The sequence below is a fragment of the Mesorhizobium sp. WSM4820 genome (assembly GCF_055811075.1).
Window position 1 is genome coordinate 115,379 of record NZ_JBVVQN010000001.1, and the last position, 22,507, is coordinate 137,885.

Sequence of the window (22,507 nt, forward strand, 5' to 3'; positions counted from 1 at the left end):
CCTGCCAGGGGATTAGCAGCTTCGCGGCGTGATTGCGGTGGCAACCACTTTCGCGCTCGCTTCGCGAGCGGCGATGGCGTAAGAGCGGCGATGGAAAACAACCGATTTGAAACACCCGTGACCGTCAAGGGCGCGGCGGGAACCACTCAGCTCTTGCGCACGGCCCGCGAGGCTTCCGACTACCTCCTCAACAACTGGCCCGGCAAGCGCAGTCCAAAGCATCGCGAAGCGCTGCAGGCCTGCCATGATGCGCTGGCCGGCGACAAACCGGCAATGATCGCAAGGCGTGCCTTCATCGCCGCCGCCCGCGAAGTGAACGTTTTCGTCAGCGACAAGGCGCCGGTCTGAAGACGCAGCGAAATCTGATCTGATCCGCCTCGCGGGCCGAGTGCGCTTTTACTAAGGGGCAATCGCTTCAGCTTGCGCTGCCCCCATTGCCCTGCCCGTCCTCCGCAGCAGCTGCGCTGCAGAGGGTGGACCGGGCATTTCTCACCGGACGGGGAGAAAGCGGCCTGCACCAAGGGTTTCGGCAATCTCCGGCGTTGCAGAAAGCGCGCCAAAGTTGCGGCCAGTTCCCTTCTCGCCGTCACTATGAAGCGATTGCCCTGCAGTTTACTCTGCGGTTTCCGTTTCGGTCTCGGACGTGGTCTCGTCTTCCGGCTTCGAACGTTCCTTGGCTGCAACCTTGGCCGCCTGCTTTTCCGCCTTCTTGGCAGCCTTCTGCCGGTCGCGTTCCTTGCGTTCCTGGCCGTAATTCGGTGCTCGCGCCATATCTCTTCCTTTCACAATCCCAAAGGTTCTTAGCCCTGCCTAGGAGCATTGGGCTACAAACACAACACCGCAAAGAGCGATCGGCTCCATGGACAGCCAGGCAGGCCGGCTGAACACGGTTCCGTGGCTTGCAAGATAGCTGGCACAATGGTGTAGGAGGGACCACAAGCCGATTTTTCACCAAGTGACCGATGGCCACCCTTCAAAGAAACGCACAGAAGCTCTTCTACTATGCGCGCAATGCCGTGCGCGATATCGCACCGCAGGCGCTGTTCCGCCGCAGGCTCGCCGGGTTGCTCGATCAGGCCAGGCTTTCGGACGGATCGGTCCGCGCGCGTCTCAACTGCTACAACAGATTGCAGGACGCTTTCGCGCCGAGCGGCGGGGCCGTGCCCGTCAGCCGGCTACCGAGAGGCCGGAGCATGTATTACTACGATCTGAAGGAATTTACCCGCTACTTCGATCCCGATTTGCGCATCGATCTCGAATTTGGCGACGTCGTCGACGTGCCTGCGATGCCGTCGATCGTCAAGGATCGGCCGATCGCCGGCGACAACAGCAACGGGGTGCTGTTCAAACTCAACAAGTTCCGCCACTTCCACATGCCCGCCGACGATGTAGCCTTCGCGGACAAGCTTCCGGTTGCGGTGTGGCGCGGCGAGCTCAACAACCCGATAAGGACCTTGCTTCTGGAGGTTGCGCGCGATCTGCCCTTTTGCGATGTCGGAACGCCCAAACCGACGGCAGCGCCGGAATATCGCAAGTCTTATCTGAGCATCGACCAGCAGCGGCGCTGTCGCTACATCATTTCGCTCGAAGGCAACGATGTGGCGATCAACTTGAAATGGGTCATGAGTTCGAATTCGCTGTGCCTGATGCCACCGCCGACATATGAGACATGGTTCGCCGAAAGCGAACTCGTGGCTGGTGTTCACTATGTGCCGCTCGAACCCGATTTCACGGATCTTGCCGAGCGGGTGCAATATCTCGAACGGCATCCGACTGAGGCCGAACGCATCGTTGCCGCCGCCAACGCCTATTGCCGCCGCCAACGCCTATTGCCGCCGCCAACGCCTATTGCCGCAAGTTCGCCGACGAGCGGGCCGAGCAGGCGATCTGCTTGCTCGTGCTCTACAAATATTTCGTGCTCAGCGGCCAGATCGAGCCTGATCCCGAGGTCTGGCGTTTTATTTCAGGCTAAGCCCGCGGCGACTTCGACCTGATCCGGATCGTTGTCAGATGTCCTCCCGGTCAAGAACCAGATCGGCCGGACCAAACCGGTCTTTTGCCGTGAATTGCTGGTGCCAATAGGGGTAGAGAACGGGCGGGCGGCTCACAGCGTCGAGGCGTGCGCGCTCATCGCTGGTCAGCACCAGGCCGGCTGCGGCGATATTGTCCTTGAACTGCGCTTCGGTCCGTCCGCCGATCACCAGCGAACTGACCGCGGGCCGGCCGAGCAGCCAGGCAAGCGCCACCTGCGCCGCCGAAACGCCATGGTTCTCGCCGATATGGGCAAGCACGTCGACGATCCGCCACAGCCGGTCCTCGTCGCGGATCGGCGGTTCGGTCCAGCCGCTGATCTGGCGGGCGGTGGCCTGGTCGCGGTGGTATTTGCCGGACAGCAGTCCACCGGCGAGCGGGCTCCATACCAGCACGCCAAGCCCCTGGTCGACCGAGATCGGCAGCAGTTCGTATTCGGCTTCGCGCGCTTCCAGCGTGTAGTGGATCTGCTGGGTGACGAAGCGCGGCTGGTGCTGGCGGTCGCTGATCCCCAGCGCCTTCATCACTTGCCAGCCGGAATAGTTGGAGCAGCCGACATAGCGGATCTTGCCCTGGCTGACGAGCGTGTTGAGCGCGGCGATGGTCTCTTCGAGCGGCGTCGTGCCGTCCCATTCGTGCAGGAAATAGATGTCGATGACGTCGGTCCTGAGGCGCCTCAGGCTCTTCTCGCACTCGCGGATCAGATGATAGCGCGACAGGCCCTCATCGTTGGGGCCGTCGCCGATCCGCATGCGCGCCTTGGAGGCGATCAGCACATCGCCCTTGCGTCTGCCGCCGAGCGCTTCGCCGATGATCTCTTCCGAAAGCCCGTTCGAATAGACATTGGCGGTGTCGATGAGATTGATGCCGGCATCGATGCAGAGGTCGATCATCCGGCGTGCCTCGTCGAGATTGGTCTTGCCGACCGCCGAAAATGCGCCAGCGCCGCCAAAAGTCATGGTGCCCATGGTCAGCGTCGAAACCTTCAGCCCGGAACGGCCGAGTGTGCGGTATTCCATGTCAGATCCTCGCGATTGCGTTGAAAAGGGTGATTTGAAGGTTGCTCGGGGAAACCTGGCATTTGTAGGATAATTCGAGCCGCTTGTCGTGCGTGCCAGGCAGGCTGATCGATCACATCTCGCGGAGTTGGGCGACCGGCGTGCGGGCCGGCTGCAATAAAACCGTCATTGCCGACCTATATGCAAGTCGGCTCAAGGTGTCCGATCTCGGCCGGCAGGCCGAGGCCGACGCGGGCGTGCACGCGGAGCAGCATAAATGACCGAAGCAAAACAGAATTCTCCCGCCAGGGACTGGCTGGAAGCGGAACTCGCCGACACGCTCGACGAGGACTACGAGCTGGAGATGTCGGAACCGGCGCTGTCGCTGGAAATCGCCAAGATCTACAAGAACGCGCATCCGCCCTCGATGGATCGCCTGCAATATTTTCGCGACCTGATCACGCTGCAATCCGAATTGATCAAGCTGCAGTCCTGGGTGGCTTACACCAGGAAGAAGCTGGTGGTGGTTTTCGAGGGCCGCGATTCGGCCGGCAAGGGGGGCGTCATCAAGCGCATCACCCAGCGGCTCAATCCGCGCATCTGCCGCGTCGTCGCACTTCCGGCGCCGACCGAGCGCGAGAAATCGCAATGGTATTTTCAGCGCTACGTGCCGCATCTGCCGGCAGGCGGCGAGATCGTGCTGTTCGACCGCTCCTGGTATAACCGCTCCGGCGTCGAGCGTGTGATGGGCTTCGCCGAGCCGGACCAGGTCGAGGAGTTTTTTCGCGACGTGCCGGAGTTCGAGCGCATGCTAGTCCGCTCCGGCATCACCCTGGTCAAATACTGGTTCTCCATCACCGACGAGGAGCAGCAGATGCGCTTTCAGATGCGCATCCATGATCCGATGAAGCAGTGGAAGCTGTCGCCGATGGACCTGCAGTCGCGCGTGCGCTGGGAACAGTATACCAAGGCCAAGGAAGAGACCTTCGCCCGCACCAACATCCCCGAAGCCCCCTGGTTCATCGTCGAGGGCAACGACAAGAAGCGGGCGCGGCTGAACTGCATCGATCATCTCCTCAAGCAGATGCCTTATGAGGAAGTGCCGCACGAAGAGATCACGCTGCCCGATCGCGTCTTCAATCCAGAATACGAGCGCCAGGTGCTGCCGCGCGAGCTGTATGTTCCGGAGAAGTATTGAGGAGCGCGCCTCTTCCTTCTCCCCTTGTGGGAGAAGGTGGATCGGCGCGCAGCGCCGAGACGGAAGAGGGGTGTTGGAAGAAATGAGGCGCTGGTGATCCTGGCGCTGTGCGCCCGATTTGAACGTAGGTGTGCGCCAAGCTGGAACACCCCTCATCCGACCGAGCTTCGCTCGGCCACCTTCTCCCACAAGGGGAGAAGGGGGAACTTAACCAGGCTCACGCCCGCTCGATGGTGACATGCATGGCATTCGGCGTGCCCACCTGCTCGCTGTAGCGGTAGCCGAGTTTGACCATGTCGATGCCAGCAAAAAGGTTCTCGCCTGAGCCGAGCAGCATCGGCGATATCGCCAGATGCATGTCGTCGATGAGCTTTTCCCTCAGATATTGCCGGATCGTGGCGACGCCGCCGCCGAGCCGGACATCCTTGCCGTCAGCCGCGGCTTTTGCCTTTTCCAGCGCCGAGTGAATGCCGTTGGTCACGAAATGGAAAGTCGTGCCGCCCTCCATGACGATAGGTTCCCGCGGATGGTGGGTGAGTACGAAAACCGGCACATGGTAGGGCGGATTGTCTCCCCACCAGCCCTTCCAGGTGTCATCGGGCCAAGCGCCGCGGATCGGTCCGAACATGTTGCGGCCCATGATCCACGCGCCGGTGTTTTCGAAGCTGCGCGTTACGAACGCGTCGTCGGTATCCGTGGTCCCGCCATTTTCGCCGGACATGTTGCGGAAGGTTCGGGTGCCGAACATCCATGTGTGCAGGGCTTCCCCGCCGACGCCCAGCGGCTCTTTCAGGTCCTGGTCGGGACCGGCGCCGAAGCCGTCGATAGATACGGTGAAAGCGTTGACGCGAAGCTTTGACATGAGGACCTCCCTCTAATCCAGTTGTGAAATGCAAGCAGTTGTTATTAGCCAGACTGATTGCATTTTGCAAGCGGAATTTCGCCGCCGAGCATAAGCGGCTGGTTTGGCCAGCATCAGGGGCCACCGCAAAGAGGGTGGTTGCAATAGCAGCTACTTGCGCCGCGACGCCTCGATTATGCGCTCGACAGCTAGGCGAAGCGGCGACAGACTGTCTGTCACCACGGTCCAGACGATGGCGTCGGAAGTCTTGTGGTATTCGTGACGCAAAACGTTGCCAATTCCACGAATCTGTTTCCAGGGAATTTCTGGAGCAAGAGCGAGCAAATCGTCCGGGATGTGCCGGGTGGCTTCGGAAATAATCTCGATGCCGCGCTCCACGCCATGACGAAGCAGCCAGTCGTCACGAAAGTCGTCCAGAGTCTTGCCGGCGGTGGCAGTGCTGATGCCATCCAAAGCCGCCATGATCTCGGCCAGGATAGGCTCGATCCGGCGGACGGCCATCAGAATACGCGCACGGCCGATCGTTCGATCTCGGCCTTCAACATGGGATGAAGGCTGTCACGTGTGGTGATGTCGATTTCCGTTGACATCTTCTCTTCCAGAAATTGCTTGATCCCGACCAGGTCGATCAGAGAAAAGCGCCGCGCCGGGTCATAGTCGATGAACAGATCAAGATCGCTGTCCGGCTGGGCATCGTCCCGCGCTGCAGACCCGAACAGATACAGCGAAGTCGCGCCCATGCCTTTGATGGCATCCGCGTTTCTCTGCAACCGTTCGATGACCTCGTTCCTGCTCATGGGTCCATTCTAGCGGATTGCAGCAGAATCCCAAAACGATGCTTACCCCTTCAGCATCGCCGCCACTTCAGGCGCGAAATAGGTGAGAATGCCGTCGCAGCCGGCGCGCTTGAAGGCGAGCAGCGATTCCAGCATCGCCTTGTCGCCGTCGATCCAGCCATTGGCGGCGGCCGCCTTGATCATCGAATATTCGCCCGACACCTGATAGGCGAAGGTCGGCATCCGGAATTCGTCCTTCAGCCTGCGGATGATGTCGAGATAGGGCAGGCCGGGCTTGACCATCAGCATGTCGGCGCCCTCGGCGAGGTCCTGCTCGGCCTCGCGCACGGCCTCGTCGGAATTGGCATGGTTGAGATAGTAGGTCTTCTTATCGCCCTTGAGCAGGCCGGCGGTGCCGACCGCCTCGCGATAGGGTCCGTAGAAGGCGGAGGCGAATTTCGTCGCGTAGGACATGATCGCCACATCCTGAAAACCATTGGCGTCGAGCGCATCGCGGATGGCGCCGATGCGGCCGTCCATCATGTCGGAAGGGGCAATGATATCGGCGCCGGCAGAAGCCTGGATGACGGCAGCCGCCGTCACCTGCTCCACGGTCTGGTCGTTAACGATGATGCCGTCACGCAAGATGCCGTCGTGGCCGTGCGAGGTGAAGGGATCGAGCGCCGCATCGGTGATGATGCCGATCTCGGGCACTGCGCGCTTGATGGCGCGCGTGGCGCGGTTGATGACGTTTTCCGGATCGAGGATGTGCGAGCCGGTCTGGTCGCGCAGGCCGAGCTCGACATTGGGGAAGGTGGCGATCGCCGGAATGCCGAGCTTTGCCGCGCGCTCGGCCTCCTTGACGGCAAGGTCGAGCGACAGGCGGAAGACACCAGGCATGGCGGCGATCGGTTCGCGGATATTGTTCCCATCGACGACGAAGATCGGCCAGATCAGATCGTCGACGGACAGCCGGTTCTCCTGCACGAGCCGGCGCGACCAGTCGGCCTTGCGCATGCGGCGCAAACGGCGACTGCCGGTGATCTCGTCGACGCTGCGCGCGCCGGCAGGCTTTGCTGGGGTGAATTTGTTCATCGCCAAAACTCCGGATTGGCGGCTTTTAACACGAGCCTCCGCCGCTGACCAATGCGGCACGATAGTGCCAGGCACAAGCTGGATACCGGTATACGAGTTCCTGACCGTTGTTGCCGGACAGGATTGCGGCTTGGCATTGACGCAGCCATGCGCCACGCTTTAGCACTTCAGTCCCGGCGGCATTGGGCGAGGGATTCTTTACGCGATGGATTTTGGCGGCGGCAACGAGATCCGCTTCGAACGATCGGGCAGCGCTGGCATCGTCACGCTGACGCGGCCGCAGGCGCTCAATGCCGTCACCCATCGCATGGTCAAGGCGCTCGACAAGGCGCTGCGCGCCTGGGAGCGCGACGACGGCGTCGATGTTGTCGTCGTCAAGGCCGAGGGCAGGGCGTTTTCGGCCGGCGGCGACATCCTCCACATCTACGAGGCCGGCCGGGTGGGAAAGCCGCCGGTCGATTTCTTCGCCGACGAATACCGGCTGAACGCCCGCATCGCGCAGTTCGAAAAACCCTATGTCGCGCTGATCGACGGCATCGTCATGGGCGGCGGCGTCGGCATCTCGTTCCACGGCTCGCATCGGCTGCTGACCGAGAACGCCCAGTTCGCCATGCCGGAAGTCGGCATCGGCTTTTTCCCGGATGTCGGCGCCAGTCATCTGCTGCCGGGCCTCGGCGGCAGCTTCGGCATGTATCTGGCCCTGACCGGAAACCGCATCCGCTATGGCGACGCTTTGTGGTCGGGCCTGGCGACGCACACGATCAAGGCGCAGGACCAGGCCGGCTTTCTCGACCGGCTGGTTGCGAGCGGCGACCCGGAAGCGGCGCTGCGCGGCTTTTCCGTCCCGGCCCGGCGCGAAACGGACAGTCCGACACTGGAAGCCATCGCTCGCCATTTCGCGCAGCCGTCGCTGAGCGACATCATCGGCAGCCTGGAGCGCGCCGCACCCGCAGACGCGTTCGCGGCGAAGACACTGGCGACGATCCGCACCCGCTCGCCGACCAGCCTGCATGTTGCCTGGCGCGAGATCAGCGCCGGGCTGACGCTGTCGATGGACGAGTGCATGCGGATGGAGTTCCGCATCCTCAACCGCATGCTTGCCGGCCACGATTTCTACGAAGGCATCCGCGCCGCCATCATCGACAAGGGCTCGACGCCGCAATGGCGGCCGGCAGGCATCGACGACGTCAATGCTGCTGACGTCGACGCCTATTTCGCTCCGCTCGGCGAACGGGAACTCACGCTGTGAGCGAGGTCACGTCGAGACGCGTCGTGCTCCAGCCCTCGACGGTCGAGGTCATCTTCGCCTGGTTTCAGCGCGTCATCTCAGCCTACTGTCTGTTGTTCGGGATTTTGTACTGGATCCGGCTGATCGGCTTCTATCCCGGCTCGTTGTGGCGCTTCGACCTGATGCCGGTGCATTGGCAGGTGGCGGCGGTGACGCTCGCCGTGTTCTTTCCCTTCGCCGCAGCCGGTCTGTGGATGCTGGCCTCCTGGGGGCCGGTGATCTGGTTCATCTGCGCGGCGACCGAGACCGTCATGCATGCCGGCTTTCCCGAGCTCTTCGGTCACCGGCCGCTGATCGTCGCCTCGCATGCGGCGGTGGCGCTGCTCTACATCGTCTTTCGCGTGGTGATCTGGGTGCAGAAGCGCCGGAGCCGGCAATAGAGCATCGGATCGATGCTCAACAAGAATAACCCACGCGTCCGGTTGGACGGGCAAATTACCGCCCGGATTCATTGGCTAAATCTTTAGGTTAATCGTCCTTGTTCGGGTGACCCTTCGTTAAGCCTCTTTCGAAACCTATTACCGGTAAGCTCTTGTTAGCCCTAGCGTTTAAGTCGAATTTTATGAGTATTCGATAGTGTCGCGATCAAGGTGAAAAACAAAAAATCACCAGGCGACAAACGAGAGGCAAAGACAATGATCAATTCCCGTCCGGCGGCGAAGACCGCCAACGTATCCGATGACCGCCGCGAGGCGATCCGTTCGCTGTACATGGAATCGCTGCAGCTGGTGGAACGGCTGCACCGCCGCCTGCTTGACGTGATCAAGGACGAATTCGACCGCAACGGCCGTTCCGATATCAACGCCATCCAGGCGCTGCTGCTCTTCAATATCGGCAATTCGGAACTGACCGCCGGCGAGTTGCGCTCGCGCGGCTATTATCTCGGCTCGAACGTCTCCTATAATCTGAAGAAGCTGGTCGATCTCGGCTTCATCAACCACCAGCGCTCGCGCATCGACCGCCGTTCGGTGCGGGTCTCGCTGACGCCGAAGGGCAGTGAGGTGGCGGAAGTCGTCGCCGGCCTCTACGAGCGCCATGTCGGCTCGATCGAGCAGGTCGGTGGCATCAACACGGAAGAATTCAAGCAAATGAACCGCGCCCTGCAGCGCCTCGACCGCTTCTGGAACGACACCATCGCCTATCGCATGTAAAGTATGTCCATCGCATGCAACCGCGCCACAGGCGCGGTCGGGGAGCGATCCAAAAGACCGGTGCCGAAAAGCATCGGTCTTTGCGTTTCGTGAGGCCAGCCGATCCAAATCGCGGTCAGGGTCACGTTGCCGCCATATTCCCGGTGGAAGCGAGAATGCGGGTGATGTAGCGGCGCGAGCCAATCCGTCTGCCCGCCAACCGCCTCAGTGAAGGCGCGTCGCGCCCGGCGCGTTTTCGCACAGAAGCGAGTGGGGCATGGTTGGCTAATTGTTAAGGACGCCAACCTTAGAGTGGGCCGGGCCTAGCATGCGGGCGGATCGCCCGGTGAAAAAACTGTTACAGGACTATCTGGAGCGTACATGAGAACCAGTCGCCGTTTCTTCCTTTCCGGAGCCTCCGCGTTGGCCGCGACGATGGTTGCCGGTGGCGCCAGCGCGCAGGACGTGATCGCGGACATCCTGAAATCCTCGGGCCGCGGCAACTGGAACGACCAGTTCGACGCCCGCGCCAGCGAGGGCGGCAAGGTGGCCTCGACGCTGCCGATCGTCAGCCTGCAGACCGTTGCGTACACCGAGCAGGCTATCGCGCAGTATCAGAACATTGTCGCGCAAGGCGGCTGGGAGCAGGTCCCGGACACCAAGAAATTGCAACTCGGCGTCATCGATCCCGACGTGGTGCCATTGCGCAGGCGCTTGATGGTTTCGGGCGACCTGGCGCAGAGCGCCGGCCTTTCAGAGGCCTTCGATTCCTATGTCGATGCGGCGGTCAAGCGCTTCCAGGCGCGTCATGGACTGCCTTCCGACGGCACCCTGGGCCAATATAGCTATGCGGCGATGAATGTCTCGGCGCAGGTCCGGCTTGGCCAGCTGCAGACCAATCTGCAGCGGCTGAACGAACGCGCCGGTACGCTGGGCAACCGCTATGTATTGGTCGATATCCCTGGCGCCCAGATCGAAGCGGTCGAGAACGACCGCGTCGTGCTGCGCCACACCGCCGTCGTCGGCAAGATCGATCGCCAGACGCCGATCGTCGATTCCAAGATCAACGAGATCATCGTCAATCCTTACTGGAACGCGCCGGTCTCGATCGTGCGCAAGGACATCATTCCGCTGATGCGGAAGGACCCCAACTATCTCAAGGACAGCAAGATCCGGCTGTTCGCACCGGATGGCAGCGAGGTCGATCCACTGACCGTCGACTGGTCGACCGACGACGCGGAGAAATACCGCTTTCGCCAGGATCCGGGCGCCGGCAATGCGATGGCCTCGGTCAAGATCAATTTCCCGAGTCCGGACGGCGTCTACATGCACGACACGCCGCAGCAGAGCCTGTTCGGCAAAATGATGCGCTTCGATTCCTCAGGCTGCGTGCGCGTCCAGAACGTGCGCGACCTCGTCACCTGGATCCTGCGCGACACGCCGGGCTGGAGCCGCCAGCATTTCGAGGCGTCGATCAAGAGCGGCGAGAACATCCCGGTGCAGGTCACCAATCCGGTGCCGGTCTTTTTCCTCTACATCTCGGCCTGGTCGACGGGGACTGGCGTCGTGCAGTTCCGCGACGACATCTACGGGCTCGACGGAGCCAACGAGCTGCAGATCACCTCTGCGCTCTAAGCCACTGATTTTTTAGTGAAAAGGCCGCCTCTGTGGGCGGCCTTTTTGTATCGTCCGCCACGCATGGCGCGTGGTGGGCAAGCACCGTTTGGCCGGGATGGCAGCCGGTCGACGACCTGGAGGTGAAAGTCCTCTGCGGGCCCTGGTGATGGAAACCGTTAGCCGAACAGCAAGGGCGTCGCGAAGCCTTGCTGAACGGCCGGCAGGCGAGGAAAATAGGTGGCTCTTCGCCTCGCTGCCGCAATCCGACCAGCAAATTTCGCGCCGCAAACGTGGCGGGGCGAAAGCAACTGTGTTAATGGCGCGGCAGACCCCCCGGACGACAAGGATCTCAAGCATGGCAACAGCAGCGGCAGTGTCGAACAAATTCGAATCCTTCTTCGAAACCACGCTTGCCGATGCCGATCCGGAGATTTTCGGCGCGATCCGCAACGAACTCGGCCGCCAGCGCCACGAGATCGAGCTGATCGCTTCGGAAAACATCGTCTCCCGCGCCGTTCTGGAAGCGCAGGGGTCGGTCATGACCAACAAATACGCCGAGGGCTATCCGGGCAAGCGCTACTATGGCGGCTGCCAGTTCGTCGACGTGGCCGAGGACCTGGCCATCGAGCGCGCCAAAAAACTGTTCGGCTGCAACTTCGCCAATGTCCAGCCGAATTCCGGCAGCCAGATGAACCAGGCGGTCTTTTTGGCGCTGCTGCAGCCCGGCGACACCTTCATGGGGCTCGACCTGAATTCTGGTGGCCACCTGACGCACGGTTCGCCGGTCAACATGAGCGGCAAATGGTTCAAGGTCGTTTCCTACGGCGTGCGCAGGGACGATCACCTGCTCGACATGGACGCGATCGAGAAGACCGCCCACGAGACCAGGCCGAAGCTGATCCTGGCCGGCGGCACTGCCTATTCGCGCGTCTGGGACTGGAAGCGTTTTCGCGAGATCGCCGACTCGATCGGCGCCTATCTGATGGTCGACATGGCCCACATCGCCGGCCTGGTCGCCGGCGGCGTGCATCCGTCGCCGCTGCCATACGCCCATGTGGTCACCACCACCACGCACAAGTCGCTGCGTGGCCCGCGCGGCGGCATGATCCTGTGCAATGACGAAGACATCGCCAAGAAGATGAACTCGGCGGTGTTTCCAGGCCTGCAGGGCGGTCCGCTGATGCATGTCATCGCCGCCAAGGCTGTGGCCCTGGGCGAAGCGCTGAAGCCAAGCTTCAAGATCTATGCCGAGAGCGTTGCCGCCAATGCCAAGGCGCTGGCCTCCAGCCTGCAGGAAACCGGCCTCGACATCGTCTCCGGTGGCACCGACAACCATCTTATGCTGGTTGACCTCAGGCCGAAGAACGCCACCGGCAAGCGTGCCGAGGCAGCGCTTGGCCGTGCCAACATCACCTGCAACAAGAACGGCATCCCTTTCGATCCCGAAAAGCCGTTCGTCACCTCGGGCGTGCGCCTCGGCACGCCGGCTGGCACCACGCGCGGTTTTGGCCAGGCCGAGTTCCGCGAGATCGGCAAGCTGATCGCCGAGGTGCTGGACGGGCTCAAGGCCGCGAATTCCGATGACGGCAATGCAGCCGTCGAAGCAGCGGTGAAGGCGAAGGTGGCCGCGTTGACGGATCGTTTTCCGCTCTATCCCTATCTCGGTTGAGCTCACGCAAAGTGTCGTCCTTTATCGGCCGGACGAGAAGCACTTTTTCAGCGGGGACGGAGTCCGGACAGGAGCGTTGACGATGATGCAGATTTTCAGTGTCGCTGGCTTGAGCGCGCTTGGCGTGCTGGTCACATTGACCAGCTTGCCGTCCGCCGCCCTGGCACAGTCTGCGCCCACCCCAGCCGCACCGAAGACCGAAACCTTCGGCAACTGGTCCACCACTGTGGACGAGATCGATACCGGTGAGGATCTGCGCAAGACCTGCGTCGCCTCGACCGCCTTTCTCGACGCGAGCGGTACCAGCGGCACGCTCACGCTTGCCATCTCGAACGGTGATGAACTGCCGCCCAATGGCTATCCGACCCTCGTCATCGCCATGAAGAACAAGGACTTGCCGACTGGCGAGAACATTCCGGCGGTGTTCGGCGATGGCAACGGCAAGGTCAAGGCGACCGTCGATGCCATGGCCGGTGCCAGCGGAAAATGGATGTTGAACAACAAGCCCGAGATCAGCCTGGCGCTGCTGCGTGCAATGCGCCGCGCCAGCGCGCTCGACGTCATATTCGCCGACACGCCGGTCGCGACCGTATCGATGGACGGCTTCACCAAGGCCTATCGCAGCCTCGGCGTGTCATGTGGGTTCCCGACTGCTGACGTCGCGCCGTAATCGGCCGGTATTGCCGTTGAGCTGGCAATTTTCCCCGCGCCTCGCTATCTCTGAGGCGCGAACCGATACTTTGCCATCGCGGCAAAAACCTCTAAGCCTTCGCTCTACGAGATTCGCGAACACAAGGCTGCCCATGCGCTGTCCCTACTGCCAGTCCGAAGATACGCAGGTGAAGGATTCGCGCCCCGCCGAAGACGGCGCGGCGATCCGCAGGCGGCGCGTCTGCCCCGATTGCGGCGGCCGCTTCACCACCTTCGAACGGGTGCAGTTGCGCGACCTCGTTGTGGTGAAGAAGTCCGGACGCAAGGTGCCGTTCGACCGCGACAAGCTGCTGCGCTCGGTCGAGATCGCCGTGCGCAAGCGCAATGTCGATCCCGAGCGCATCGACCGCGCGGTGACCGGCATCGTGCGCCAGCTCGAAAGCTCCGGCGAGACCGAGGTCGCCTCGGGCGAGGTCGGCCGCCTGGTGATGGAGGCACTGAAGTCGCTCGACGACGTCGCCTATGTGCGCTTCGCCTCGGTCTATCGCAATTTCCGCGAGGCCAAGGATTTTCACGACGTGCTGGGTGAACTGAAAGGTGACGAGCTCAAGGAAGAGGACGCCGGCTGAGCATGGCAAGGCGCAGCCAAGCCGAGCAAGAGGTTCTTGATCGCCGCTTCATGGCGGCGGCACTGAGGCTGTCGCGGAAAAACGCCGGACGAACCTCGACCAACCCTTCCGTCGGCACGCTGATCGTGCGCGACGACGGCACCGGGCCGATGATCGTCGGCACCGGCGTCACCGCTGTCGGAGGCCGGCCACATGCCGAGACCGAGGCGCTGGCGGAGGCCGGCGAGCTCGCACGCGGCGCCACCGCCTATGTCACATTGGAGCCCTGCGCCCACCATGGCCGCACCCCGCCTTGCGCCAGTGCACTGGTCAATGCCGGCGTCGCGCGGGTGATTGGGGCTGCGAGCGACCCCGATCCACGCGTGTCCGGCAACGGCTATGCGATCCTGCGTGCCGCCGGTGTCGAAGTGGTCGAAAAGGTGCTCGTTGCAGAAGCCGCCGAGCAGATGGCCGGCTATCTCATTCGATCTCTGAAAAAACGTCCGGAAGTGATCCTGAAACTTGCGATTTCCAGCGATGGCAAGATCGGCATGGAAGGCGCGGGGCAGGTCTCGATAACCGGCGACATCGCCCGGCGCGAAGTCTATCTGATGCGCGCCGAAGCCGACGGCGTACTGATCGGCATCGGCACGGCGCTGGAGGACGATCCGGCGCTGACGGTGCGGTTGCCGGGGCTGGAGAACCGCTCGCCGGCGCGCATCGTGCTCGACCGCCAGATCAGGCTGCCGGAGACGTCGAAACTGGTCGCCGGCCTCGACCGGGTTCCGCTCTATGTCGCCGCCTGTGCCGAAGCCGATCCGCACCGGCGCGCCGCGCTCGAACGCGCCGGCGTGCGCTTCATCGGCACCGAGACGTATGAAGGCGATATTGCGCTGCCGGAACTGCTTGAGGATCTTGCCGCACTCGGCATGGCGAGCGTGCTGGTCGAGGGCGGCGCCAAGGTGGCCAAGGCCTTCCTCGCCGAAGGGCTGGTCGACCGCATCGTGCTGTTCCAGGGGCAGGAGCCGATCGGCAGGAGCGGCATTGCATCGCCCATCGACGCCGACCATATCCCGGCAGGATTTCGCAAATTGCGCGACATGCGTTTCGGCGAAGACAGCTACGCCGAGTGGATAAGACCATGATCCTGAAAAGCGGAGCCGGTTTTTGGACAAGAACATGGTCAAACTGAAAGACATGATCCCGAAAAGTGGGAACCGGTTTTCGGAAAAGATCATGGCCAACCAAGACATGATCCCGAAAAGTGGGAACCGGTTTTCGGAAAAGATCATGGCCAACCAAGAAGCCAGAGCCTGATGTTTACCGGGATTGTCACCGATATCGGCACCGTCGCTGCCGTCAAGCCGCTGAGAGAGGGCGTCGGCTTGCGCATCGACACCGCCTATGACCCGCAGACGATCGCCATTGGGGCTTCGATTTCCTGCGGCGGCGTCTGCCTGACGGTGACGGCGCTGCCGGAAAGCGGCGCCAACGCGCGCTGGTTCGAGGTCGAGGCCTGGGAAGAGGCACTCAGGCTGACGACGGCGATGGGCTGGAAATCCGGCACCAGGATCAATCTGGAGCGGCCGCTGAAGATCGGCGATGAACTCGGTGGCCACATCGTTTCAGGCCATGTCGACGGCATGGCCGAGATCGTTGCGCGCAAGGAGGAGGGCGATGCCGTGCGCTTTACGCTGGAAGCGCCGCGCGATCTGGCCAAGTTCATCGCACCCAAGGGTTCCGTCGCGCTCGACGGCACCTCGCTCACCGTCAACAAGGTCGACGGCACGCGCTTCGACGTGCTCTTGATCCATCACTCGCTGACCGTGACCACCTGGGGCGAACGCCAGGTCGGCGACCGCGTCAATCTGGAGATCGACACCATGGCCCGCTACGCGGCGCGTTTGGCGGAGGCCGCGAAAGAGGGGCTTTGATGGTCCTGCCGGAGAGCGGCGTGGATTCATACGGTTATCCGAACAGGACGAGCACCTCGGATCTGATTGGCGCCTTGTTCCGTTTGGCGCTGCCCCTCACCCGCCTGCCGGCGACCTCTCCCCGTAAACGGGCGAGGGGCGATTTCATCGATGGTTTCGCCAATCACCAGCGTTGCAAGAAGGGCGCCGGCGATGCGGCCAGCCTCTTTCGCCCCGTTTGCGTGGAGAAATGCCCGGCAGGGCAACGAGGGGAAGCGCCGGCTTCGGAGGAAACCAATAATCAGGCACGTCCGCATCTCCACCAATCTTCTGCTTGCGATCAAACCGGCTTCGGCCTAAGTCACCGGCGATCCCGGAGACATCTATGGCTGGCACATCCCAACACGGCAAAGCGTTCATTCGCCCGAAGAAGAAGGCCCACCTTCTTGTCATTGAGGCACGCTTCCACGACGACCTTGCCGACGCGCTGCTCGAAGGCGCGACAAGCGCGCTCGAGGAAGCGGGCGCGACATACGACGTCGTCACCGTTCCGGGCTCGCTCGAAATTCCCGCAGTGATTTCCTTCGCCCTCGACGGCGCCGCCGAAGGCAGGTCGAGCTATGACGGCTTTGTCGCCCTCGGCACCATCGTGCGCGGCGACACCTATCATTTCGACATCGTCGCCAATGAATCGAGCCGTGCCCTGATGGACCTGTCCGTCCAGGAAGCGGTCTGCATCGGCAACGGCATCCTGACCACCGAAAATGACGAGCAGGCCTGGACGCGGGCCAGGCGTTCGGAAGGCGACAAGGGCGGCTTTGCCGCGCGTGCGGCGCTGACCATGATCGCCCTCAAGCAACAGTTGGGAGAGCGGTCGTGAGCGAACCCGCATCGCCCGGCCAGCCCGCGGTGCGCCACGCCAACAAGCGCGGTGCAGCCCGTCTGGCCGCCGTGCAGGCGCTCTACCAGATGGATGTGGCCGGCAGCGGCGTCTTCGAGATCACCGCCGAATACGAGGCGTTCAGGCTCGGCAAGGAAGTCGACGGCGCGCTCTATCGCGAGGCCGACGCGCAATGGTTTCGCGCCATCCTCGCCGGCGTCGTCGAGAACCAGAAGACCATCGATCCGATCATCCGCCAGGCGCTGACCGAGGACTGGCCGTTGTCCAGGCTCGATTCGACGCTGCGCGCCATATTGCGCGCCGGCGTCTACGAGCTGATGAAGCGCGAGGACGTGCCGGTGGCTGTCATCGTCTCGGAATATGTCGATATCGCCAAGGCGTTTTACGAAGAAGACGAGCCGAAGCTGGTCAACGCGGTGCTCGATCGCGTGTCGCGCCGGGTGCGCGGCGAAGGGCGTGGCAAGGACGCGTCATGACGGCCGTCGCTATCGCCGAGGCCGGCAGGGAAGCGCGCCGCACGGCGCTCATCCTTGCCGCTTCGCAGGCGATCATCGGTTCGGCTGCACCAATCGCCATTTCCGTGGGTGGGTTGGCCGGGCACTATCTGCTCGGAACCGACAAGTCGCTGGCGACGGCGCCGATCACCGGCTTCAATGTCGGCGTGGCGCTCGGCGCCCTGCCGGCCGCAGCCGTCATCCGCCGGCTCGGCCAGCGCGACGGCTTCATGACCGGGACGATCGTCACTGCGCTCGGCGGTCTGGTCGCCACGCTGGCGCTATTTTACGCCAGCTTCTGGCTGTTCGCCTTCGGCCTGCTGGTGATCGGCATCGGCGGTTCCTTCGTCCAGCAATTCCGCTTCGCCGCCGCCGACAACGCGCCGGCTGAATTCAAGGCGCGCGCCATCTCCTTCGTGCTGGCCGGCGGCATCGTCACCGCCATCCTTGGGCCGCAGATCGTCATCTTCACCCGCGAATTGTTTGCGCCGGTGATGTTTGCCGGCTCGTTTGCCTCCATCCTGGTGCTGGCGGCGGTCGGCGCCGCCATCCTGTCGTTGCTGCGCATCCCGGCCAAGGCGACGGGCAAAGCGGAAATCGCCGACAGCGACGCGCGGCCGCTCGCCGAGATCGTCACCAGGCCGCGTTTCGTTGCGGCGCTGTTTTGCGCCGTCGGCAGCTACGCGCTGATGAGCTTCGTCATGACCGGCGCGCCGCTCGCCATGGTCGGCTGCGGCCTGTCGACGGACGACGCCACGCTCGGCATTTCCTGGCATGTCATGGCGATGTTCGCGCCGAGCTTCTTCACCGGCTCGCTGATCTATCGCTTCGGCGCCGAACGGATTGTCGCAACCGGCCTTGTGCTGCTGATCGGCTGCGCCGTGGTGGCGCTGTCGGGCCTGGCGCTGTGGCAGTTCTGGACGGCGCTGATCCTGCTCGGCCTTGGCTGGAATTTCGGCTTCATCGGCGCCACCGCCATGGTCGCCGACAGCTACCGGCCATCGGAAAAGGCCAAGGTCCAGGGTTTTCACGACTTCGTCCTGTTCGGCTCCGTCGCCTTCGCCTCGCTGATGTCGGGCGCGGTCTACAACGCCTGGGGCTGGGAGATGCTGAACTGGATCATCTTCCCGGTGACGGTGCTGTGCTTCGTGGCGCTGGGCGTGCTGAAGATGACCGCGCGGCCGACCAGCTCATGACCCCGAACCGAAGTTCGGAAGGGATCATGCGCAAATCAAAAGTGCTACAGCGTTCTTTGCGCGTCCAAACGGACGCGACGCGCTGTAGTGACATGACGCTGTCGGGATCAGACAGCAGCGGATTCACCCGCATCCGAACAAAATTATTGCCCCCATCCCCCTTCTTATGAAACCGTGTGCCCCGACGGGGCATTGAAGCCATGCTCATATGCGGCAGCCGCAGTCCGGTTCTCAGCAAAGGATTTGTGAAATGTTTTCAGTCAAGGTTCTGGCCGGCGCGGCACTGGCGCTCGGCATCACCGCAGCCTCGGCGAGCGCTCAGGTGGTCGTGTCGTCGAAGATAGACACCGAAGGCGGCGTGCTCGGCAACATCATCCAGCTGGTGCTGAACGCCAACAACATCCAGACCACCGACCGCATCCAGCTCGGCGGCACTCCTGTGGTGCGCAAGGCGATCACCGCCGGCGAGATCGACATCTATCCGGAATACACCGGCAATGCCGCCTTCTTCTTCGAAAAGGCCGACGATCCGGTGTGGAAGGATGCCGCCAAGGGCTATGAAACGGCCAAGAAGCTCGACTACGACGCCAACAAGATCGTCTGGCTGTCGCCGTCGCCGGCCAACAACACCTGGGCGATTGCGCTGCGCAAGGATGTCGCCGAGACCAACAAGCTGGCGACGCTGTCCGACTTCGGCAAATATGTCTCCGGCGGCGGCCAGGTGGTGCTGGCGGCCTCGGCCGAATTCGTCAATTCGGCTGCCGCGCTGCCAGCTTTCCAGACCACCTATGGCTTCACGCTTAAGCCGGACCAGCTGATCACGCTCTCCGGCGGCGATACGGCGGCGACCATCGCCGCCGCGGCGAACCAGACCAACGGCGCCAACGCCGCCATGGTCTACGGCACCGACGGCGGCATCGCGCCGTCCGGCCTGGTCGTGCTCGAAGACGACAAGGGCGTGCAGCCGGTCTACCAGCCGGCTCCGATCATCCGCGAGGCGGTGCTGAAGGAGCATCCCGAAATCGAGACGCTGCTGAAGCCGGTCTTCGCCAAGCTCGACCTCGTCACCCTGCAGGAACTGAACGGCCGCGTTCAGGTCGGCGGCGAGCCGGTCAAAGGCGTCGCCGAAGACTTTTTGAAGAAGAACGGGTTTTTGAAGTAGTCAGCCCGTTTGAAAATGACGCCGGTGCGAGGCGCGCCATGACCACCCGCTTCGACAAGCTCGGCGTGGTCATCGCCGCGATCGTTGCCTATGCCGCCTTCGCCGCGCCCTTTGCCACCTTGCGCGCCAATCGCATCGTGCCGGGCGAGGCGCGCTCGATTCTTGAAGCGCTGCCGCCGACGCTGGGGCCGCTGCTGCTTGCAGTCGTCGTCGTTGCGGCGGTCGTCGCCTTGCTGAAAACGCCGCTGGTACCGCGCCTGGCCGCCAGCGTGGTCGCGCTTGCCGCACTGGCGCTGCTGATCGGCGTCGCCGGCAGCTTCCTGACGCCTGAGGGCAACAGCTTTGCCCGCATCTCGCCGGCTTCGGGTTTCTGGCTGCTCATCTTCGCCTTTACGCTGTTGCTCGCCGATGGGCTGACGAGGCTGAACCTGTCGCCATCGGCGCGGATCGGCGTGCTCGTCGTCGCGGCAGCGGCAATCGGCCTGCTGCTGGTCTCGGGCAGCTGGAACAGTCTGTCGATTCTCAAGGAATACGCCAACCGTGCCGACAGTTTTTGGGCCGAAGGCTCCAAACATGTGACTCTGGCGTTGGGCTCGCTGGCAGCAGCGGTGCTAGTCGGCCTGCCGCTCGGCATCCTTTGCCACCGCGTCGAAAAATTGCGGGCCGGCGTGCTCAACGTGCTGAACATCATCCAGACCATTCCCTCGATCGCGCTGTTCGGCCTGTTGATCGCGCCGCTCGGCTGGGTCGCCACGCATGTGCCCGGCGCGGCCTCCCTCGGCATTCGCGGCATCGGCACCGCGCCCGCCTTCGTCGCCCTGTTCCTCTATTCGCTGCTGCCGGTGGTGGCCAACACCGTGGTCGGTCTTGCCGGCGTGCCGCGCGCCGCCAACGATGCCGCACGCGGCATGGGCATGACCGAGCGCCAGCGCCTGTTCGGCGTCGAATTTCCACTGGCCTTCCCGGTGATCCTCACCGGCATCCGCATCGTGCTGGTCCAGAACATCGGCCTTGCTACCATTGCCGCGCTGATCGGCGGCGGCGGCTTCGGCGTGTTCGTGTTCCAGGGCGTTGGCCAGACGGCGATGGACCTGGTGCTGCTCGGCGCCGTTCCGACGGTGGCTATGGCCTTTGCCGCCGCCATCATCCTCGACGCATTCATCGAAATGACCTCCACCAGGCGACGCGAGGCACAACCGGCATGATCGAGATCGAAGGCATTACCAAGCGCTATGACGCGACGACCGTCGTCGATGACGTGTCGATGGTGATCGAGCCGCGCACCATCGCCGTCATCGTCGGCACCTCCGGCTCCGGCAAGACGACGCTGCTGCGCATGATCAACCGGCTGGTCGAGCCGACCGCCGGCGTGATCAGGCTCGACGGCGCCGACAACCGCTCGCTGCCCGGCTACGAGCTGCGCCGCAGCATCGGCTACGCCATCCAGGGCCATGGGCTGTTTCCGCATCGCACCGTGGCACAGAACATCGCCACCGTGCCGGTGCTGCTCGGCTGGGACGCGGCCCGCACCAAGCGCCGTGTCGACGAGTTGATGACGCTCTACCAGCTCGATCCCCAGGCGTTCGGGCCACGCTATCCGCACGAGCTCTCCGGCGGCCAGCAGCAGCGCGTCGGCGTCGCCAGGGCACTTGCCGCGGAGCCGAACGTGCTGTTGATGGACGAGCCGTTCGGCGCGCTCGACCCGATCATCCGCAACAAGGCGCAGGAGGACCTTCGGGCGATCCAGAAGCGCTTCGGCACCACCATCATCCTCGTCACCCATGACATGGAGGAGGCGGTGCGTATGGGCGACAAGATCGCGGTGATGGATGCCGGCAAGCTGGTGCAATATGCCAGGCCCGCCGAGATCCTGGCGAAGCCGGCCAGCGCCTTCGTCGAGACCCTCGTCGGCGCCAGCGAAAAACCGTTCAGGCTGCTGTCGCTCGGCCGGGTGCGCGACGCCGTGGAGACGGGCACCGCCGAAGGCGATGCGATCCCAGCCGACGCCAGTCAGCGCGATGCGCTGGCTGAACTGTTGTGGTCGGGACGCCCGGCGTTGCCGGTGACAGGCGCGGATGGCAAGCCGCTCGGCCGCGTGACTGTGGATGGGCTGGTGAAACGCGCGGCGAGGCCGGCATGAAAGAGGCCGGTGTAAAAGCCTGGCTTCCGTCACTGCTCAGGCTTGCCCTGGTGGTGCTGCTCATTGCGTTCGTGACCAATCCGGGTTGGTTCGAGCCGCTGCTGAAGCCGCTGACCGAGAGCAACGCGCCGGCAATCTACAACCAGGGCAGCCTGTTGACGCTGATGCTGCTGCACCTGAGGACCGTGCTGATCGCGACGGTGGCGGCAACCATCGTTGCCGTGGCGCTCGCCATCCTGGTCACCCGGCCGGCCGGCGTCGAATTCCTGCCGCTGTCGCGCAGCCTGGTCAATATCGGCCAGACCTTTCCGCCGGTGGCGGTGCTGGCGCTGGCCGTGCCGGCCGTCGGCTTTGGCGAGAAGCCGACACTGATCGCGCTGTTTCTCTACGGCCTGCTGCCGATCTTCGAGAACGCGCTGACCGGGCTGACGACGCTGCCGGCCAATGTGGTCGAGGCGGCGCGCGGCGCCGGCATGACCGGCTGGCAAAGGCTGGTCAAGATCGAGCTGCCGCTCAGCGCGCCGATCATTCTCGGCGGTATCCGGCTTTCGGTGGTCATCAGCCTCGCCACCGCGACGATCGGCTCGACCGTGGCGGCCAGGACGCTCGGCGAGGTGATCATCGCCGGTCTGTTGTCCAACAACCTCGCCTTCGTCCTGCAGGGCGGCCTGATCGTCGCCGCGCTTGCCGTGCTGATCTATGACGGGTTGTCGGCGATCGAGCGCTACACCGCGCGCCGCATGGGGCAGGAGACGGCATAGGCGACAGATCAGAGCTT

26 protein-coding genes are annotated in these 22,507 nt (G+C 63.2%); 20 read left to right on the forward strand and 6 right to left on the reverse strand.

The features are described 5' to 3' along the window. Window positions 1–90: 90 nt before the first annotated feature. Window positions 91–348, forward strand: a complete 258-nt coding sequence (locus AC0L2R_RS00560; protein WP_023798420.1) for a DUF982 domain-containing protein — start codon at window positions 91–93, stop codon at window positions 346–348. Window positions 349–612: 264 nt separating this feature from the next. Here AC0L2R_RS00560 and AC0L2R_RS00565 read toward each other — a convergent pair whose 3' ends face one another. Beyond that, window positions 613–771 carry a hypothetical protein gene (locus AC0L2R_RS00565; protein WP_023798419.1) on the reverse strand — a complete coding sequence of 53 codons (159 nt, stop codon included), beginning with the start codon at window positions 769–771 and terminating at the stop codon, window positions 613–615. A 191-nt stretch (window positions 772–962) separates the two neighbouring features. Here AC0L2R_RS00565 and AC0L2R_RS00570 point away from each other — a divergent pair, with 191 nt between their 5' ends. Further along, complete coding sequence (locus AC0L2R_RS00570; RefSeq protein ID WP_473507379.1) at window positions 963–1,994, forward strand: glycosyl transferase family 90; 1,032 nt, start codon at window positions 963–965, stop codon at window positions 1,992–1,994. Window positions 1,995–2,006: 12 nt separating this feature from the next. Here the strand turns inward: AC0L2R_RS00570 and AC0L2R_RS00575 are convergent, their stop codons facing one another. After that, on the reverse strand, window positions 2,007–3,050 hold the full coding sequence (locus AC0L2R_RS00575; RefSeq protein WP_473507380.1) for an aldo/keto reductase: 1,044 nt from the start codon (window positions 3,048–3,050) through the stop codon (window positions 2,007–2,009). Window positions 3,051–3,306: 256 nt separating this feature from the next. On the opposite strand from AC0L2R_RS00575, the gene ppk2 reads away from it, so the two are divergent. Continuing rightward, on the forward strand, window positions 3,307–4,227 hold the full coding sequence (gene ppk2, locus AC0L2R_RS00580; protein WP_091591586.1) for a polyphosphate kinase 2: 921 nt from the start codon (window positions 3,307–3,309) through the stop codon (window positions 4,225–4,227). A 217-nt stretch (window positions 4,228–4,444) separates the two neighbouring features. On the opposite strand, the gene AC0L2R_RS00585 is transcribed toward ppk2, so the two are convergent. The 4 genes from AC0L2R_RS00585 to hemB form a co-directional block, all read right to left on the reverse strand. Continuing rightward, window positions 4,445–5,089 carry a dihydrofolate reductase family protein gene (locus AC0L2R_RS00585; protein WP_473507381.1) on the reverse strand — a complete coding sequence of 215 codons (645 nt, stop codon included), beginning with the start codon at window positions 5,087–5,089 and terminating at the stop codon, window positions 4,445–4,447. Between the two features lie 150 nt (window positions 5,090–5,239). Further along, on the reverse strand, window positions 5,240–5,590 hold the full coding sequence (locus AC0L2R_RS00590) for a HepT-like ribonuclease domain-containing protein (RefSeq protein ID WP_473507382.1): 351 nt from the start codon (window positions 5,588–5,590) through the stop codon (window positions 5,240–5,242). Beyond that, complete coding sequence (locus AC0L2R_RS00595) at window positions 5,590–5,886, reverse strand: nucleotidyltransferase family protein (protein WP_091591582.1); 297 nt, start codon at window positions 5,884–5,886, stop codon at window positions 5,590–5,592. The genes AC0L2R_RS00590 and AC0L2R_RS00595 overlap by 1 nt, the downstream gene beginning before the upstream one ends. Window positions 5,887–5,928: 42 nt before the next feature. Beyond that, window positions 5,929–6,960: a porphobilinogen synthase gene (gene hemB, locus AC0L2R_RS00600; protein WP_473507383.1), complete on the reverse strand. Its 1,032-nt coding sequence runs from the start codon at window positions 6,958–6,960 to the stop codon at window positions 5,929–5,931. Between the two features lie 205 nt (window positions 6,961–7,165). On the opposite strand from hemB, the gene AC0L2R_RS00605 reads away from it, so the two are divergent. The 17 genes from AC0L2R_RS00605 (at window position 7,166) to AC0L2R_RS00685 (ending at window position 22,490) form a co-directional block, all read left to right on the forward strand. Continuing rightward, on the forward strand, window positions 7,166–8,209 hold the full coding sequence (locus tag AC0L2R_RS00605; RefSeq protein WP_473507384.1) for an enoyl-CoA hydratase/isomerase family protein: 1,044 nt from the start codon (window positions 7,166–7,168) through the stop codon (window positions 8,207–8,209). Then, window positions 8,206–8,628, forward strand: a complete 423-nt coding sequence (locus tag AC0L2R_RS00610; RefSeq protein ID WP_287345694.1) for a DUF6163 family protein — start codon at window positions 8,206–8,208, stop codon at window positions 8,626–8,628. Before AC0L2R_RS00605 ends, AC0L2R_RS00610 begins: the two co-directional genes overlap by 4 nt. A 255-nt stretch (window positions 8,629–8,883) precedes the next feature. Next, complete coding sequence (ldtR, locus tag AC0L2R_RS00615) at window positions 8,884–9,399, forward strand: transcriptional regulator LdtR (protein ID WP_027154640.1); 516 nt, start codon at window positions 8,884–8,886, stop codon at window positions 9,397–9,399. A gap of 360 nt (window positions 9,400–9,759) precedes the next feature. Continuing rightward, the gene (locus AC0L2R_RS00620; protein WP_287237385.1) at window positions 9,760–11,013 is read left to right on the forward strand and encodes a L,D-transpeptidase family protein; all 1,254 of its coding nucleotides are present in this window, start codon (window positions 9,760–9,762) and stop codon (window positions 11,011–11,013) included. A gap of 337 nt (window positions 11,014–11,350) precedes the next feature. Next, window positions 11,351–12,664: a serine hydroxymethyltransferase gene (glyA, locus tag AC0L2R_RS00625; RefSeq protein ID WP_473507385.1), complete on the forward strand. Its 1,314-nt coding sequence runs from the start codon at window positions 11,351–11,353 to the stop codon at window positions 12,662–12,664. An 82-nt stretch (window positions 12,665–12,746) separates the two neighbouring features. Further along, window positions 12,747–13,334, forward strand: coding sequence for an invasion associated locus B family protein (locus tag AC0L2R_RS00630; protein ID WP_473507386.1), 588 nt, complete (start codon window positions 12,747–12,749; stop codon window positions 13,332–13,334). Window positions 13,335–13,467: 133 nt separating this feature from the next. Beyond that, window positions 13,468–13,944, forward strand: a complete 477-nt coding sequence (gene nrdR / locus AC0L2R_RS00635) for a transcriptional regulator NrdR (RefSeq protein ID WP_023798407.1) — start codon at window positions 13,468–13,470, stop codon at window positions 13,942–13,944. Window positions 13,945–13,946: 2 nt separating this feature from the next. Then, entirely contained in the window at window positions 13,947–15,068 is a 1,122-nt protein-coding gene (ribD, locus tag AC0L2R_RS00640; protein WP_473507387.1) for a bifunctional diaminohydroxyphosphoribosylaminopyrimidine deaminase/5-amino-6-(5-phosphoribosylamino)uracil reductase RibD, read from the forward strand. A gap of 34 nt (window positions 15,069–15,102) precedes the next feature. Continuing rightward, window positions 15,103–15,240: a hypothetical protein gene (locus tag AC0L2R_RS00645; protein WP_473507388.1), complete on the forward strand. Its 138-nt coding sequence runs from the start codon at window positions 15,103–15,105 to the stop codon at window positions 15,238–15,240. Further along, entirely contained in the window at window positions 15,240–15,857 is a 618-nt protein-coding gene (locus AC0L2R_RS00650) for a riboflavin synthase (protein WP_473507389.1), read from the forward strand. The genes AC0L2R_RS00645 and AC0L2R_RS00650 overlap by 1 nt, the downstream gene beginning before the upstream one ends. 364 nt (window positions 15,858–16,221) lie before the next feature. Continuing rightward, window positions 16,222–16,716, forward strand: coding sequence for a 6,7-dimethyl-8-ribityllumazine synthase (ribH, locus tag AC0L2R_RS00655; protein ID WP_128170659.1), 495 nt, complete (start codon window positions 16,222–16,224; stop codon window positions 16,714–16,716). Further along, window positions 16,713–17,213 carry a transcription antitermination factor NusB gene (gene nusB, locus AC0L2R_RS00660; protein WP_023798402.1) on the forward strand — a complete coding sequence of 167 codons (501 nt, stop codon included), beginning with the start codon at window positions 16,713–16,715 and terminating at the stop codon, window positions 17,211–17,213. Before ribH ends, nusB begins: the two co-directional genes overlap by 4 nt. Next, window positions 17,210–18,427 (forward strand): MFS transporter, encoded by a 1,218-nt coding sequence (locus tag AC0L2R_RS00665; RefSeq protein WP_473507390.1) that lies wholly within the window; start codon window positions 17,210–17,212, stop codon window positions 18,425–18,427. The genes nusB and AC0L2R_RS00665 overlap by 4 nt, the downstream gene beginning before the upstream one ends. A gap of 250 nt (window positions 18,428–18,677) precedes the next feature. After that, on the forward strand, window positions 18,678–19,589 hold the full coding sequence (osmF, locus tag AC0L2R_RS00670) for a glycine betaine ABC transporter substrate-binding protein OsmF (RefSeq protein ID WP_023798400.1): 912 nt from the start codon (window positions 18,678–18,680) through the stop codon (window positions 19,587–19,589). A gap of 38 nt (window positions 19,590–19,627) precedes the next feature. Beyond that, the gene (locus AC0L2R_RS00675) at window positions 19,628–20,794 is read left to right on the forward strand and encodes an ABC transporter permease (RefSeq protein ID WP_473507391.1); all 1,167 of its coding nucleotides are present in this window, start codon (window positions 19,628–19,630) and stop codon (window positions 20,792–20,794) included. Beyond that, window positions 20,791–21,729, forward strand: coding sequence for an ABC transporter ATP-binding protein (locus AC0L2R_RS00680; RefSeq protein ID WP_473507392.1), 939 nt, complete (start codon window positions 20,791–20,793; stop codon window positions 21,727–21,729). The genes AC0L2R_RS00675 and AC0L2R_RS00680 overlap by 4 nt, the downstream gene beginning before the upstream one ends. Beyond that, window positions 21,726–22,490 (forward strand): ABC transporter permease, encoded by a 765-nt coding sequence (locus AC0L2R_RS00685; RefSeq protein ID WP_473507393.1) that lies wholly within the window; start codon window positions 21,726–21,728, stop codon window positions 22,488–22,490. The genes AC0L2R_RS00680 and AC0L2R_RS00685 overlap by 4 nt, the downstream gene beginning before the upstream one ends. Window positions 22,491–22,507: the final 17 nt, after the last annotated feature.